Consider the following 15,620-nt stretch of genomic DNA (forward strand, 5'->3'; position numbering starts at 1 on the left):
AAAAAACCGGGTAGTGAGAGCTATCCGGTTTTTTTTGATTTGGCGTTGCACGCGGTTACCAGCGATTACTGCGGCAAGCGCAGCCTGTCCAGCAGTCGGTTGACCAGCAGCTCGTTCAACATGATCAGCTGTTGCAGCGCCAGCAGCGGTTTGCGCTCCGGGCCGCCGATTGAGTTGGCGATGTTGCCGGCCATGGCTTTGGCCGATGACAGCGACTCACTGGCTTCGACGAGCAGGGTTTCATCATCCAGCGTGGGATCGACGAGATAGATCGGGCGGTTTTTTGGCGGGCTTGGCGGGAGGGCCAGGTCTTCGGGCTTGAGGTAGTAGTCGAGGGCGCGGTCGATTGCTTCTTTTGTTTTTTGAGACGCGAGCGCGGGGTTGTCAGCGGATGCGTCGGCATTTGGGGGATTGGGTGTGACTTTGAACATGGATGAAACTCCTATCGCAGTTTAAGGAGCCATCACTCTCGCTACCAAACGAGTGGGTGGTGGCCATACGCGGGTTGGTAGACCGGCTGCAATAGGAACCCGGCGCTCACGAATGAGCCCCACGCATGACCACCATAAAACCGAGCCTCAACAAGGCACTGCATATGGTGTCGCCATATAGCTATTACAGACGGGCTACCAAACCCGATCACTGTTTTTTAGTGACAGGGAAACGATATAGCCCGGCCCATAGCCGCGTAAGCCGGCGGATTCTGGCGTACGCGTAGGTAACGGCGCAAGGTGTTGTAGCCGTTATGGCGTAACGATTCGTGTACTTTAAACGCGATTGCGTGGCTATGTTTATGCGCAGGGAATGTCGGGGTTTTTCTGTTGTTTTGATGGTGTCTGGCAGGCCGCTTTCGCGAGCAGGCTCGCTCCCACATTTGGACTGGGTGCGTCAGTAAGGGAATGGTCGGCTGTCAGACCGTCATCGCTGGCAAGCCAGCTCCCACAGTGGGTTGAGTGCATTCAGTTAGGGATTGGTTGGATGTCATGGCGCCATCGCGAGCAGGCTCACTCCTACAGTTGGATTGGGTGTATCAGTAGGAGAATGGTCGGGTCGTAGGCCGCCATCGCGAGCAGGCCAGGTCCCACAAGATCAAGATCAAAAGATCGCAGCCTTCGGCAGCTCCTACACCGATCACCTGTAGGAGCTGCCGAAGGCTGCGATCTTTTGACCTTGAAAGCCCGGAAAGCGAAAGCTTCCGGGCTTTTTATTGTCGGTCTGAAATTGAGGATGCCTGGCAGGCCGCTTTCGCGAGCAGGCTCGCTCCCACATTTGAACTGGGTGCATCAGTAAGGGAATGGTCGGCTGTCAGGCCGCCATCGCTGGCAAGCCAGCTCCCACAGTGGGTTGAGTGCATTCAGTTAGGGATTGGTTGGATGTCATGGCGCCATCGCGAGCAGGCTCACTCCTACAGTTGGATTGGGTGCATCAGTAGGAAAATGGTCGGGTCGTAGGCCGCCATCGCTGGCAGGCCAGCTCCCACAAGATCAAGATCAAAAGATCGCAGCCTTCGGCAGCTCCTACACAGGATGAGCGTTAGCTCGGCTGCAGCTTTTGATCTTGATCCACGGGCGACGTCGGAAGGCTTCGTTCCGGGATTCATCCGGGGGTGGGAGCGCAGCGACCGTTTGGCGCAGCCAAACACAGCGAGAGGAGGTGCAGCGAAGCAAACCGTAGGCGCTGCGCCCGGATGGATCCCGGAGCGAAGGAACCCCGAGCCCCAGCGAGCGGGCCGAACGCAGGAGCAAGCGTTTTTGGTTACTTTTTAGGCGTTTGTAAAAAGTGACCCGCCGTAAGGGCGGAACCCTAAGTCGCCGTTACCGCAGCAACGGATATACACCCCCAACCAAACCTCACCGAAGAAACCCGGCAACCTTCTCCGCAGCCGAAGCCAAATGATCCGAATGCGTAAACCCGGAAACCTTGAGCGGCTTCAAATCATGATCCCCAGAGGCCAACCAAAACACCTCAATACTCGGGGATAACGAATACCCCTCAACCGCCTCCCGATTACCCAGAGCATCCCGCTCCCCCTGCACAATCAACGTCCGAGTCCGCAAAGAAGCCAAATGCTCAACCCGCGGTTTCTCAGGTTTGCCCACCGCATAAAACGGATATCCAAGACAGACAAGCGCATCAGCGCCCAATTCGTCGGCAAGCAAACTCGCCATCCGCCCGCCCATGGACTTACCACCGATGGCCAAAATCCCAGCGACATGACGTCGCACTTCAGCGAACACTTCACGCCAACACTGAAGCAGTTTCGGCGCCGGATTAGGCGGACGCTTGCCACCGTCGATACGCCGCTGCGCCATATAAGGAAACTCAAACCGCAACACATTCACCCCAAGTGCAGCAAGGCGCCCAGCCATATCGTTCATCCACTCACTGTCCATCGGCGCCCCGGCACCATGGGCGAGGATGAGCGTCGCCGAAGCCTCGCCCGACGCGGCGTCCCAAAGCCACCCATGATCCCGCACGCACTGCGCCCATTGATCCCCGTCAATACTGGCCTTGTGCTGTTTGTCCATGCTTGCCTCGCTTTTAGTCTGCCTATAACTCCAGGCGAAGGATTCGCGGCGTTTTCTGCGCGCGCTCACTTCGGCTGAACCGTGGATGGGGAACCATGAACACTTCTATCAGTACCGCCTACAACTACAAGGTGGTCCGCCAATTCGCCATTATGACGGTGGTGTGGGGCATCGTCGGCATGGGGCTCGGGTTTTTTCTCGCGGCCCAATTGGTCTGGCCGGAACTCAACTTCAATTTGCCCTGGACCAGTTTCGGCCGTCTGCGCCCGCTGCACACCAACGCGGTGATCTTCGCCTTCGGCGGCTGCGCGTTGTTCGCCAGTTCGTTCTACTCGGTGCAACGCACCTGCCAGACGCAATTGTTTGCGCCGAAAATCGCCGCGTTCTGCTTCTGGGGCTGGCAGCTTGTGATTCTGTTGGCGGCGATCAGCCTGCCACTGGGTTACACCAGCTCCAAGGAATACGCCGAGCTGGAATGGCCGATCGACATCCTGATCACCATCGTCTGGGTCGCCTACGCCATCGTGTTCTTCGGCACGATCATGCAGCGCAAGACCAAGCACATTTATGTGGGCAACTGGTTCTTCGGCGCGTTCATCATCACCGTGGCGATCCTGCACATCGTCAACAACCTTGAGTTGCCGGTGAGTTTCACCAAGTCCTACTCGGTGTATGCCGGTGCAACCGATGCGATGGTGCAGTGGTGGTACGGCCACAACGCCGTAGGCTTTTTCCTCACTGCCGGTTTCCTCGGGATGATGTACTACTTCGTGCCGAAACAGGCCGAACGTCCGGTGTATTCCTATCGCCTGTCGATCGTGCACTTCTGGGCGCTGATCACCCTGTACATCTGGGCCGGCCCTCATCACCTGCACTACACCGCACTGCCGGACTGGGCACAGTCGCTGGGCATGGTGATGTCGCTGATTCTGCTGGCACCGAGCTGGGGCGGCATGATCAACGGCATGATGACCCTCTCGGGCGCCTGGCATAAGTTGCGCAGCGACCCGATTCTGCGCTTCCTCGTGGTCTCGCTGGCGTTCTACGGCATGTCGACCTTCGAAGGTCCGATGATGGCGATCAAGACCGTCAACGCCCTCTCCCACTACACCGACTGGACCATCGGCCACGTTCACGCCGGCGCGCTCGGCTGGGTGGCGATGATCTCGATCGGCGCGCTGTACCACATGATCCCGAAAGTCTTCGGAAAAGAGCAGATGCACAGCATCGGCCTGATCAACGCGCACTTCTGGCTCGCCACCATCGGCACCGTGCTGTACATCGCCTCGATGTGGGTCAACGGCATCGCCCAGGGCCTGATGTGGCGTGCGGTGAACGAGGACGGCACGCTGACCTACTCCTTCGTCGAAACCCTGGTGGCCAGCCACCCAGGCTTCGTCGTGCGGCTGATCGGCGGGGCGATCTTCCTCAGCGGCATGTTCCTGATGGCTTACAACACCTGGCGCACCGTGCGGGCCTCGCAGCCTGCTGACGTCGTTGCTGCCGCGCAGATGGCCTGAGGAGTCCGCCATGAAACACGAAACGATTGAAAAGAACGTCGGCCTGCTGATGCTGCTGATGGTGTTTGCCGTGAGCATCGGCGGCCTGACCCAGATCGTCCCGCTGTTCTTCCAGGACGTCACCAACAAACCGGTGGAAGGCATGAAGCCCTACACCGCGCTGCAATTGGAAGGCCGCGACATCTACATCCGCGAAGGGTGCGTCGGTTGCCACTCGCAGATGATCCGCCCGTTCCGCGCCGAAACCGAACGCTACGGGCACTACTCGGTGGCCGGTGAAAGCGTGTGGGATCACCCGTTCCTCTGGGGCTCCAAGCGTACCGGGCCGGATCTGGCACGGGTCGGCGCGCGTTACTCGGACGACTGGCACCGCGCGCACTTGTACAACCCGCGCAATGTGGTGCCTGAGTCGAAAATGCCGGCCTACCCGTGGCTGGTCACGCAAGCGGTCGACAGCAGCCACACCGAAACCAAGCTCAAGACCATGCGCACCCTCGGCGTGCCGTACACCGACGACGACATCAGCGGCGCGGTCGCCAGCCTCAAGGGCAAGACCGAAATGGACGCCCTCGTCTCCTACCTGCAAGTGCTCGGCACTGCGATCAAGAGCAAGAGGTAAGCACGATGGTCATTGAAATGAGCTCAGGGCTGATTCGCGGCCTCGGCACCGTCGTGGTGTTCGTCGCCTTCGTCGGCCTGACGATCTGGGTGTTCAACCGCAAGCGCACCCCGGAATTCGCCGAAGCTCGCCTGCTGCCGTTCGCCGACGAGCCGCAACCCGACATTACCCAAGCACCTGAACCAAGGAGTACCCGGCCATGACCACCTTCTGGAGTACGTGGATCTGCGTACTGACCATCGGCAGCCTGATCGGCCTGACCTGGCTGCTGATCGGCACCCGCCGGGGCGAGACCAAGGGCAGCGTCGACCAGACCATGGGCCACAGCTTCGACGGCATCGAGGAATACGACAACCCGCTGCCGCAGTGGTGGTTCATGCTGTTCGCCGGCACGCTGGTGTTTTCCGTGGGCTATCTGATCCTGTATCCGGGCCTGGGCAACTGGAAAGGCATCCTGCCCGGCTACGAGGACGGCTGGACCGGCGTCCACGAGTGGGAAAAGGAAATGAACAAGGCCGACGCCAAATTCGGGCCGATCTTCGCCAAATTCGCCGCCATGCCGGTGGAGGAAGTGGCGAAGGATCCGCAGGCGCTGAAAATGGGTGGCCGACTGTTCGCCTCCAACTGCTCGGTGTGCCACGGCTCCGACGCCAAGGGCGCTTTCGGCTTCCCTAACCTGGCCGACAAGGACTGGCGCTGGGGCGGTGACGCCGAGACCATCAAGACCACCATCATGGGTGGGCGGATGGCGGCGATGCCGGCCTGGGGTGAAGTGCTGGGCGAGACCGGGGTGAAGAACGTCGCGGCGTATGTGCGTCACGAACTGGCAGGCTTGCCACTGCCGGCCGACAGCAAGGCCGACCTGCAAGCCGGACAGCAAGCGTTCAGCACCACGTGCGTAGCCTGTCATGGGGCAACCGGCCACGGCACTGAAGCCATGGGTGCGCCGAATCTGACGCACCCGGCCGGATTTATTTATGGCACGAGTCTGACGCAGCTCGAGCAGACCATTCGCCACGGTCGTCAGGGCCACATGCCGGCACAGAACGAGCTGTTGGGCAACGATAAAGTGCAATTGCTCGCCGCTTATGTGTACAGCCTGTCGCACGGATTGAATACAGAAAAACCGATTACTGAAGACAACAAGCAGTAAGCATTGCGCACACCTCTGCCGCACCATTCTCGGTGCGGCAGCATCCCGCCCCTTTGCGACGCATTGTCGCACCCCGTAATACCCTCTCCTTTCGAATCCTCCGAATCGGGTCTACGCTTGCTCGATGCGGACTGGCCCGTGCCGGTTCCAGGTCGACCTTGAGCGATGTGTTCGACAAATCGCCTGACTGACAGGGCGCAAAGCCCGGTAGATACCGGCTGTCGCGCCAATGACCGTCCGTCACCCGATCACTGCGTTCGAACACACCTCGTTACAACTGACCTGAACCCCTCGCTTTTTTCGTCCGCTGCGACATTTTGTCCGAGGCCATTTTTGTCCTTACGCGGCGTATGGAAAGGCCGCAGAATCAGCGTTGGAAAGCATTGACCCAGGTCATGGCGCGTTGCAATGACCCCCTGCTCTCTGCATACTTGCGGCCGATTTTAATCCTAATAAAACACCCAAACCGTGGAACCTTAGAATGAGCACAGCAATCAGTCCGACTGCTTATAACTATAAGGTAGTCCGCCAGTTCGCCATCATGACGGTGGTCTGGGGGATCCTTGGCATGGGGCTTGGTGTCTTCATCGCCTCGCAACTGGTCTGGCCGGAATTGAACTTCGGTCTGCCGTGGACGAGCTTTGGACGCTTGCGCCCGTTGCACACAAACCTGGTGATTTTCGCCTTCGGTGGTTGTGCACTGTTTGCCACTTCCTACTATGTCGTGCAGCGAACCTGCCAGACGCGACTGATCTCCGACAGCCTCGCCGCCTTCACCTTCTGGGGCTGGCAGGCCGTTATCGTCGGCGCAATCATTACCTTGCCGCTGGGTTACACCACCACCAAGGAATACGCCGAACTGGAATGGCCGCTTGCCATTCTGCTGGCCATTGTCTGGGTCTCCTACGGGCTGGTGTTCTTCGGCACCATCACCAAGCGCAAGACCAAGCACATCTACGTCGGTAACTGGTTCTACGGCGCGTTCATCGTCGTGACCGCGATGCTGCACATCGTCAACCACGCCTCCCTGCCGGTGAGTTTCTTCAAGTCCTACTCGGCCTACTCGGGCGCGACTGACGCGATGATCCAGTGGTGGTACGGTCACAACGCCGTGGGCTTCTTCCTGACCACCGGCTTCCTCGGGATGATGTACTACTTCGTGCCGAAACAGGCCGAACGTCCGATCTACTCCTATCGCCTGTCGATCGTGCACTTCTGGGCACTGATCACCCTGTACATCTGGGCCGGCCCGCACCACCTGCACTACACCGCTCTGCCGGATTGGGCACAATCGCTGGGCATGGCGATGTCGATCATCCTCCTGGCGCCAAGCTGGGGCGGCATGATCAACGGCATGATGACCCTCTCGGGCGCCTGGCATAAGCTGCGCACCGACCCGATCCTGCGCTTCCTGGTGGTATCGCTGGCGTTCTACGGCATGTCGACCTTCGAAGGGCCGATGATGGCGATCAAGACCGTCAACTCGCTCTCGCACTACACCGACTGGACCATCGGCCACGTTCACGCCGGCGCGCTGGGCTGGGTGGCGATGATTTCGATCGGCGCGATCTACCACATGATCCCGAAACTGTTCGGTCGTGCGCAGATGCACAGCGTCGGCCTGATCAACGCGCACTTTTGGCTCGCGACCATCGGCACCGTGCTGTACATCGCCTCGATGTGGGTCAACGGCATCACTCAGGGTCTGATGTGGCGTGCAATCAACGATGACGGCACCCTCACCTACTCGTTCGTCGAAGCGCTGCAGGCCAGTCACCCGGGCTACATCGTCCGTGCCCTGGGCGGTGCTTTCTTCGCCAGCGGCATGTTCCTGATGGCTTACAACGTATGGCGCACCGTGCGCGCCTCGAACCCGGCCGAAGCCGAAGCCGCCGCCCAGATCGCTGTCGTTGGAGCTCACTGATGAAGCATGAAGCTGTCGAGAAGAATATTGGGCTGCTGGCCTTCTTCATGGTCATCGCCGTCAGCATTGGCGGCCTGACCCAGATCGTTCCGCTGTTTTTCCAGGACGTCACCAACAAGCCGGTCGAAGGCATGAAGCCGCGTTCGGCACTGGAACTGGAAGGCCGCGACGTCTATATCGCCAACGGTTGTGTCGGCTGCCACTCGCAGATGATCCGGCCGTTCCGCGCTGAAACCGAACGCTACGGCCACTACTCGGTTGCCGGTGAAAGCGTCTGGGACCACCCGTTCCTGTGGGGTTCCAAACGTACCGGCCCGGACCTGGCTCGCGTGGGCGGTCGTTACTCCGATGACTGGCAACGTGCGCACCTGTACAACCCGCGCAACGTGGTGCCTGAGTCGAAAATGCCGGCTTACCCGTTCCTCGTGGAAAACAAGCTCGACGGCAAAGACACGGCCAAAAAAATGGAAGTGTTGCGCACGCTCGGCGTCCCTTACACCGACGAAGACATCGCCGGTGCAAAAGATGCCGTGAAGGGCAAAACCGAAATGGACGCGCTGGTGGCCTACCTTCAGGGCCTGGGCACCATCATCAAAAGCAAACGGTGATTCTTCATGGATATCGGGATGATTCGCGGCCTGGGCACCGTCGTCGTGATGGTGGCCTTCATCGGTTTGGCGTTGTGGGTATTCAGCCCCAAGCGCAAGTCGGAGTTTGAAGACGCAACATTGCTGCCTTTTGCGGATGATCCCGAAGCCATCAAGCACGTCGAGCAAGCTTCTAGGAGTAACAAAGAATGACTACATTCTGGAGTCTGTACGTCACAGTCCTCAGTCTCGGTACGATCTTTTCACTGACCTGGCTGCTGCTGTCGACCCGCAAGGGCCAGCGCAGCGAACAGACGGAAGAGACCGTGGGCCACTCCTTCGACGGGATCGAGGAGTACGACAACCCGCTGCCGAAATGGTGGTTCATGCTGTTCGTGGGCACCATCGTGTTCGCCTTGGGTTATCTGGTGCTGTACCCGGGCCTGGGCAACTGGAAAGGCCTGCTGCCGGGCTACAACTACCTCGATAACGACAAGCAGACCGCGTTCGCCAACGGCCAGACCGGCTGGACCGGCGTGCACGAGTGGGAAAAGGAAATGGCCCGTTCGGACGCCAAGTTCGGTCCGATCTTCGCCAAGTTCGCGGCGATGCCTATCGAGGAAGTCGCCAAGGATCCGCAAGCGCTGAAAATGGGTGGCCGCCTGTTCGCCTCCAACTGCTCGGTGTGCCACGGTTCCGACGCCAAGGGCGCCTACGGTTTCCCGAACCTGACCGACGCCGACTGGCGCTGGGGCGGCGAGCCGGAAACCATCAAGACCACCATCATGGGCGGTCGTCACGCGGTGATGCCGGCCTGGGCCGATGTCATCGGCGAACAAGGTGTAGCCGATGTCGCAGCCTTCGTGGTGACCCAGCTCGATGGCCGCAAACTGCCGGAAGGCACCAAGGCTGACCCGGCCAACGGCCAGAAGCTGTTCGCCGCCAACTGCGTGGCCTGCCACGGTCCGGAAGGCAAAGGCACCCCGGCCATGGGCGCACCGAACCTGACTCACCCGGCCGCGTTCATCTACGGTTCGAGCTTCGCGCAACTGCAGCAGACCATCCGTTACGGCCGTCAGGGCCAGATGCCTGCGCAGGAACAACTGCAAGGCAACGACAAGGTGCACCTGCTGGCAGCGTACGTGTACAGCCTGTCCCACGGTGAAAAAGCGCCGGAAGCCGAGGCGCAGTAAGGCCGACGCCTGAGGCAAGAAAAGCCCCCGCCAGATCACTGGCGGGGGCTTTTTTCATGGCCGTGGACGGTCGGCCCAGATGGATGTAACCGGAACGGTTGCTATCGGCGTACGACTGCGCCACTGATTGTTCTTTACCAGACTGACCTGCAATTGCTTGCGATCCTCGGTAAAACTGGCAATCAGATAGGTCTGCTGAGAGGTCGCGCCACTGAGAAACATGGGCACCCCCCCGATACTTGAGGTCTCCCCGCTGTTTTCATGCAGATGACCCGCGAAAATCGCCGTGACCTCGTGTTTAACGATCATGTTTCTGAAGCGTTTTTCCTGATCCCAACTTCCTTTCCAGTCGAAAGGTTTGTGCATGTTGATGATGATTGCATAACCTTGCGTCCGAGCGATCTGCAGGTCATTCTCAAGCCAATCCAGCGACTGGGTAATATCAAACGAAGTCGGATTCAGAGGGTGGGAAATCCTGGTTTCGTAAGTCGGCTCGTTATTGAGCTGCACCAAATGCACCTGACCAATGTTTTTTGAATAGGCCAGACTACCGGAGTACTGCGTACTCAAGAACCCACCACTGACAACAAGATCAAACTCGTCAACTTTATCAACATGATGATCACGGTAGTCGACTATGCTGCCCGCAGCGCAACTTTCGCTGAAGCAATCATTTACGTTATTTTCGTAGTCGTGATTGCCCAGACCATACAGAAAGTCCTCACCAAAATGCTTGAACAGCGCCCTTTGAATGTAAGTACGCTGCCAGCCATGACCGAAAGCAGTCATGTCGCCATTGATCATCAACGGCACTCGAGCCTGTCCACCCGCATATTTCCTGAATTCGGCAATACTTGCAAACTGGCTCTCTACCAGCCATTTGGAACGCTGTTCAAAATCGGCATCTGATTCTTCCTCACGACTGTCTGTCTTGTCGGTCCAGGGATACTGGGGATCCGAGGCAAACACCATATGCTGAGGCATTGCTTCATCAGCGTAGGTCATCGATGCCAACAGGAACATACCGGCTCCCATGATTATCTTTGTAACTTCCTTGATATGCACTTTTTAAGCTTCCATGATTTATTTAACTTTTAAAAGTCACTCAGCGTGACCCGATAAACGCTATTTTATTAATCAGCTTCAATCAAACAAAATGAACAGACAATCAATTATATTTATTTCTGAAACATATATTAATTACTTTAAAATATAACGAATTGATATTGAGCCACGAGACATCTAGATTAATCATGCGCTCCGATATCGTTATCGGAGGCTAGATCAAGGACGTTCATTGCCCATGTCAGACATTCAAGAAAACAATTCGACGGTTATTCCCGGCGAGGCTATCCACGACTCACCAGCCGAAGATCACGATCCGGCCCCTGCAAACCGCTTGGAGCCAGTAAAAAACGCTCGCTCCAAAAGGTCCGCAAGCGCCGATCGCAAGCGCAAGGGCACTGGTGGCCTCGATAGCCTGGGGGGAGGCAGACTGCCCTGATCGCTGGTGACTTTATCCGGCCTCAATGGCGCACCCCGGTAGCCATTGAGGCCGGCGCACTACCAGATCGAACACTGGCAGCCAATGACAGGCAGGCACTGAACCTGCGCTCGGTTACATGGTGCAAACAGGCCAACGGCAAACGGCCTCGCCTGATTGCAGAAACCGTCCATACTTCAAAGTCAATTGACTCAAGTCACTACACCATCAATTGATTTCTCCCAACGCGACCAAAGGTCGCACCCTTGAGCCAGAGCCACAGGCGTATCATTGCGCCACTGCAACACCCCTTTCTGACCGCGGTCGGCACGTATCGACCGCGGCATTTTTCCACTGCCGTGGGATGCAATGATGAGCAACCAGATTCCGGTACACGACGTCACACCACCTGGCAAAAACGCGAACAACAGCGTCGATCTTTACGCCTCTCGAGAAAAAATCTACACCCGTGCCTTCACCGGCCTGTTCCGCAATCTGCGGATGATGGGCGGCGCCGCGCTGTTTCTGTTGTATTTCGGTACGGTGTGGCTCAACTGGGGCGGCCATCAGGCGGTGTGGTGGAACCTGCCGGAACGCAAGTTCTTCATCTTCGGTGCGACGTTCTGGCCGCAGGATTTCATTTTGCTGTCCGGCCTGCTGATCATTGCCGCGTTCGGCCTGTTCTTCATCACCGTTTACGCCGGCCGCGTCTGGTGCGGCTATACCTGCCCGCAAAGCGTGTGGACATGGATTTTCATGTGGTGTGAAAAGGTCACCGAGGGCGACCGCAACCAGCGCATCAAGCTCGACAAGGCGCCGATGAGCGCCAACAAGTTCCTGCGCAAACTCGCCAAGCATTCACTGTGGCTGCTGATCGGTTTCGTCACCGGCATGACCTTCGTCGGCTACTTCTCGCCGATCCGCGAACTGGTGTTCGAGTTCTTCACCGGCCAGGCCGATGGCTGGTCGTACTTTTGGGTCGGTTTCTTCACCCTCGCCACCTACGGCAACGCCGGCTGGTTGCGCGAGCAGGTGTGCATTTACATGTGCCCGTATGCGCGCTTTCAGAGTGTGATGTTCGACAAGGACACCCTGATCGTTTCCTACGACCCGCGCCGGGGTGAAGCCCGTGGCCCACGCAAGAAAGGCGTCGACTACAAGGCCATGGGTCTGGGCGATTGCATTGATTGCACCATGTGCGTTCAGGTGTGCCCGACCGGCATCGACATCCGCGACGGCCTGCAGATCGAGTGCATTGGCTGCGCCGCGTGCATCGACGCCTGCGACGCGATCATGGACAAAATGGATTACCCGCGCGGCCTCATCAGCTACACCACCGAACACAACCTGTCCGGCCAGAAAACCCATAAACTGCGGCCACGCCTGATCGGCTATGCGGTGGTGCTGCTGGCGATGATCAGCCTGTTGGTGACCGCGTTCTTCATGCGCTCGCTGGTCGGCTTCGACGTCAGCAAGGACCGCGTGCTGTACCGCGAAAACGCCGAAGGCCGGATCGAAAACGTCTACAGCCTGAAGATCATGAACAAGGATCAGCGCGACCACACCTACGTGCTGGAAGCCGCCGGCCTGCCGGATCTGCGCTTGCAGGGCAGACGCGAGATCAAGGTCCCGGCCGGGGAGATTTTCAGCATGCCGGTGGAGTTGTCGAGCGCACCGGAACAACTGCCGTCGAGCACCAACGAGGTGAAATTCATCCTCAGGGATGCCGATGACAACAGCGTCCACGTTGAAGCCAAGAGCCGATTCATCGGCCCACAAAACCGTTGAGAGAACCGAACATGCCCGCAGCAAACGCCGCAAGCCCTTGGTACAAACACCTTTGGCCATGGATCATCATCGGGATTCTGGCCTGCTCGGTGACCCTGACCCTGTCCATGGTGACCATTGCGGTGAACAACCCGGACAACCTGGTCAACGACAACTATTACGAGGCCGGCAAGGGCATCAACCGCTCACTGGATCGCGAGCTGCTGGCACAGGAACTGAAGATGCGCGCCAACGTGCATCTGGATGACGTTACCGGCGAAGTTGACCTGCGTCTGAGCGGCAACAGCCAGCCGAAAACCCTGGAACTGAACCTGATCTCGCCGACCCAGCCGGAGAAGGACCGCAAGATCGTCCTGACCCGCAGCGAAACCGAAACCGGCCGCTACATCGGCCAGTTGGGCGACAAGGTTGAAGGCCGGCGTTTTGTCGAATTGCTCGGCAGCCAGGACGACCACGTGTGGCGCATGTTCGAAGAAGAACTGGTCAGCCATGACAAGGATCTGTTGCTCGGTGATGAACCGCTGCAGGGCGCCGAAGACCTGAAGAAGTAAACCGAACCCTGTAGGAGCTGCCGCAGGCTGCGATCTTTTGACTTTGTTTTTTTAGAAGCAAGATCAAAAGATCGCAGCCTGCGGCAGCTCCTACAGGGGTTGTAGTGATTCAGCGGTACTAGTGAAAAATTAATGACCACCCCACTCCCCTGCTACCACTGCGCCCTGCCCGTTCCGTCGGGCAGTCGCTTCACCGCCGTTGTGCTCGGGGAGTCCCGCGAGTTCTGCTGCCCCGGCTGCCAGGCCGTGGCCGAAGCCATCGTGGCTGGTGGTCTGGAAAGTTATTACCAGCATCGCAGCGAAGCCTCGGCCAACCCCGAAGCCCTGCCGGTGCAATTGACCGATGAACTGGCGCTGTACGACCGCGCCGACGTGCAACAACCCTTCGTCCGTCACGAGGGCGAACTCGCCGAAGCCACCCTGCTGATGGAAGGCATCAGTTGCGCCGCCTGCGGCTGGCTGATCGAGAAACATCTGCGCACTCTGCCGGCAGTGGCCGAGGCACGGTTGAACCTGTCCAACCATCGCCTGCATGTGCAATGGGCCGACGGGCAATTGCCGCTGAGCCAGATCCTCGCCGAACTACGGCACATTGGCTACGCCGCCCACCCGTATCAGGCCGACCGCGCCAGCGAACAACTGGCCAGCGAGAATCGACTCGCCCTGCGCCAACTCGGTGTCGCCGGGCTGCTGTGGTTCCAGGCGATGATGGCGACCATGGCCACCTGGCCGGAATTCAACATCGACCTTAGCCCCGAGCTGCACACGATCCTGCGCTGGGTTGCGCTGTTCCTCACCACGCCCATCGTGTTCTACAGCTGCGCGCCGTTCTTCAAGGGCGCCATGCGCGACTTGCGCACCCGCCATCTGACCATGGACGTCTCGGTGTCACTGGCGATTGGCAGCGCCTACATCGCCGGGATCTGGACCTCGATCACCGGGGTCGGCGAGCTGTATTTCGATGCGGTCGGGATGTTTGCGCTGTTCCTCCTTGCCGGCCGCTATCTGGAACGCCGGGCCCGCGAGCGCACCGCCGCTGCTACCGCGCAGCTTGTGAACCTGTTGCCAGCCTCGTGCCTGCGCCTCGACGCCGACGGCCAGAGCGAACGCATTCTGCAAAACGAACTGCGCCTCGGCGACCGGGTGCTGGTGCAACCGGGTTCGATCCTGCCGGCGGATGGCAAGATCCTCGATGGCCAGTCGAGCATCGACGAATCGCTGCTGACCGGCGAATACCTGCCGCAACCGCGCACGCTGGGCGATGCGGTCACTGCTGGCACGCTGAATGTCGAGGGCGCGCTCACCGTCGAGGTACTGGCGCTGGGTCAGGACACGCGCCTGTCGGCCATCGTCCGTCTGCTCGATCGCGCCCAGGCCGAGAAACCGCGATTGGCGGAAATCGCCGACCGCGCGGCGCAGTGGTTCTTGCTATTGTCGCTGATTGCAGCGGCGGCCATCGGCCTGTTGTGGTGGCAGCTGGATGCGTCGCGGGCGTTCTGGATCGTGCTAGCGATGCTGGTCGCGACTTGCCCTTGCGCGCTGTCGCTGGCAACCCCGACGGCGTTGACCGCCGCCACTGGCACCCTGCACAAACTCGGTCTGTTGCTGACGCGTGGCCATGTGCTGGAAGGCCTGAACCAGATCGATACGGTGATCTTCGACAAGACCGGTACCCTCACCGAGGGGCGGCTGGTTTTGCGTTCGATCCTTCCACTGGGCACGTTGAACAGCGACCAGTGCCTGAGCCTCGCCGCCGCCCTGGAAAACCGTTCGGAACACCCGATTGCCCGCGCCTTCGGGCGTGCACCACTGGCCGCCGAGGAAGTGCACAGCACGCCGGGGCTTGGGCTAGAAGGATTGGTCGACGCACAGCGCTTGCGCATCGGTCAGGCCGAATTCGTCTGCGACCTCAGCGGCGCACCTGTGCCGGCGATGCCGGATGAACCGGGCCAATGGCTGCTGCTTGGAGACGATCAAGGGCCGCTGGCATGGTTCGTTCTCGACGACCGCCTGCGCGACGACGCGCCCGCCCTGCTCGCCGCGTGCAAGGCCCGTGGCTGGCGCACCCTGCTGCTGTCCGGCGACAGCTCGCCGATGGTCGCCAGCGTCGCCGCCGAACTGGGCATCGACGAGGCCCGTGGCGGTCTGCGCCCGGACGACAAACTGCAAGTGCTGCAGCAGCTGCACGCTCAAGGTCGCAAGGTGCTGATGCTCGGCGACGGTGTGAACGACGTGCCAGTACTGGCCGCTGCCGACATCAGCGTGGCCATGGGT

14 protein-coding genes are annotated in these 15,620 nt (G+C 59.4%); 11 read left to right on the top strand and 3 right to left on the bottom strand.

The window, feature by feature from the left end:
* Positions 1-65: 65 nt before the first annotated feature.
* Both DBR18_RS03650 and DBR18_RS03655 read right to left on the bottom strand, forming a co-directional pair.
* Positions 66-431: a DUF6124 family protein gene (locus DBR18_RS03650; RefSeq protein ID WP_108589292.1), complete on the bottom strand. Its 366-nt coding sequence runs from the start codon at positions 429-431 to the stop codon at positions 66-68.
* 1,419 nt (positions 432-1,850) lie between these two features.
* Entirely contained in the window at positions 1,851-2,528 is a 678-nt protein-coding gene (locus tag DBR18_RS03655; RefSeq protein ID WP_108589293.1) for an alpha/beta family hydrolase, read from the bottom strand.
* Positions 2,529-2,623: 95 nt separating this feature from the next.
* On the opposite strand from DBR18_RS03655, the gene ccoN (DBR18_RS03660) reads away from it, so the two are divergent.
* The 8 genes from ccoN (DBR18_RS03660) to ccoP (DBR18_RS03695) all read left to right on the top strand — a co-directional run bounded on the left by ccoN (DBR18_RS03660) (position 2,624) and on the right by ccoP (DBR18_RS03695) (position 9,524).
* The gene (gene ccoN / locus DBR18_RS03660; protein ID WP_108589294.1) at positions 2,624-4,048 is read left to right on the top strand and encodes a cytochrome-c oxidase, cbb3-type subunit I; all 1,425 of its coding nucleotides are present in this window, start codon (positions 2,624-2,626) and stop codon (positions 4,046-4,048) included.
* A 10-nt stretch (positions 4,049-4,058) separates the two neighbouring features.
* Positions 4,059-4,667 (top strand): cytochrome-c oxidase, cbb3-type subunit II, encoded by a 609-nt coding sequence (gene ccoO, locus DBR18_RS03665; RefSeq protein ID WP_003223389.1) that lies wholly within the window; start codon positions 4,059-4,061, stop codon positions 4,665-4,667.
* Between the two features lie 5 nt (positions 4,668-4,672).
* On the top strand, positions 4,673-4,870 hold the full coding sequence (locus DBR18_RS03670) for a cbb3-type cytochrome c oxidase subunit 3 (RefSeq protein ID WP_007969188.1): 198 nt from the start codon (positions 4,673-4,675) through the stop codon (positions 4,868-4,870).
* The gene (gene ccoP, locus DBR18_RS03675) at positions 4,867-5,820 is read left to right on the top strand and encodes a cytochrome-c oxidase, cbb3-type subunit III (protein ID WP_108589295.1); all 954 of its coding nucleotides are present in this window, start codon (positions 4,867-4,869) and stop codon (positions 5,818-5,820) included. Before DBR18_RS03670 ends, ccoP (DBR18_RS03675) begins: the two co-directional genes overlap by 4 nt.
* 481 nt (positions 5,821-6,301) lie before the next feature.
* A complete protein-coding gene (ccoN, locus tag DBR18_RS03680) occupies positions 6,302-7,744 on the top strand; it encodes a cytochrome-c oxidase, cbb3-type subunit I (protein WP_047599094.1) in 1,443 nt (480 codons plus the stop codon).
* Entirely contained in the window at positions 7,744-8,352 is a 609-nt protein-coding gene (ccoO, locus tag DBR18_RS03685) for a cytochrome-c oxidase, cbb3-type subunit II (RefSeq protein WP_024164411.1), read from the top strand. The genes ccoN (DBR18_RS03680) and ccoO (DBR18_RS03685) overlap by 1 nt, the downstream gene beginning before the upstream one ends.
* Positions 8,353-8,358: 6 nt before the next feature.
* Positions 8,359-8,544 (top strand): CcoQ/FixQ family Cbb3-type cytochrome c oxidase assembly chaperone, encoded by a 186-nt coding sequence (locus DBR18_RS03690; protein ID WP_003175465.1) that lies wholly within the window; start codon positions 8,359-8,361, stop codon positions 8,542-8,544.
* On the top strand, positions 8,541-9,524 hold the full coding sequence (gene ccoP, locus DBR18_RS03695; protein WP_108589296.1) for a cytochrome-c oxidase, cbb3-type subunit III: 984 nt from the start codon (positions 8,541-8,543) through the stop codon (positions 9,522-9,524). The genes DBR18_RS03690 and ccoP (DBR18_RS03695) overlap by 4 nt, the downstream gene beginning before the upstream one ends.
* Before the next feature lie 54 nt (positions 9,525-9,578).
* Here ccoP (DBR18_RS03695) and DBR18_RS03700 read toward each other — a convergent pair whose 3' ends face one another.
* Entirely contained in the window at positions 9,579-10,589 is a 1,011-nt protein-coding gene (locus DBR18_RS03700; protein ID WP_371921066.1) for a metallophosphoesterase, read from the bottom strand.
* A gap of 790 nt (positions 10,590-11,379) precedes the next feature.
* On the opposite strand from DBR18_RS03700, the gene ccoG reads away from it, so the two are divergent.
* The 3 genes from ccoG to DBR18_RS03715 form a co-directional block, all read left to right on the top strand.
* Positions 11,380-12,795: a cytochrome c oxidase accessory protein CcoG gene (gene ccoG / locus DBR18_RS03705; protein WP_108589297.1), complete on the top strand. Its 1,416-nt coding sequence runs from the start codon at positions 11,380-11,382 to the stop codon at positions 12,793-12,795.
* An 11-nt stretch (positions 12,796-12,806) separates the two neighbouring features.
* The gene (locus tag DBR18_RS03710; protein ID WP_108589298.1) at positions 12,807-13,346 is read left to right on the top strand and encodes a FixH family protein; all 540 of its coding nucleotides are present in this window, start codon (positions 12,807-12,809) and stop codon (positions 13,344-13,346) included.
* Between the two features lie 132 nt (positions 13,347-13,478).
* Positions 13,479-15,620: heavy metal translocating P-type ATPase (locus tag DBR18_RS03715; RefSeq protein WP_256588521.1), on the top strand; the 2,142-nt coding region annotated here is incomplete at its 3' end.

Origin of the sequence: Pseudomonas sp. HMWF021 (genome assembly GCF_003061005.1) — a bacterium.
Taxonomy (GTDB): Bacteria; Pseudomonadota; Gammaproteobacteria; order Pseudomonadales; family Pseudomonadaceae; genus Aquipseudomonas.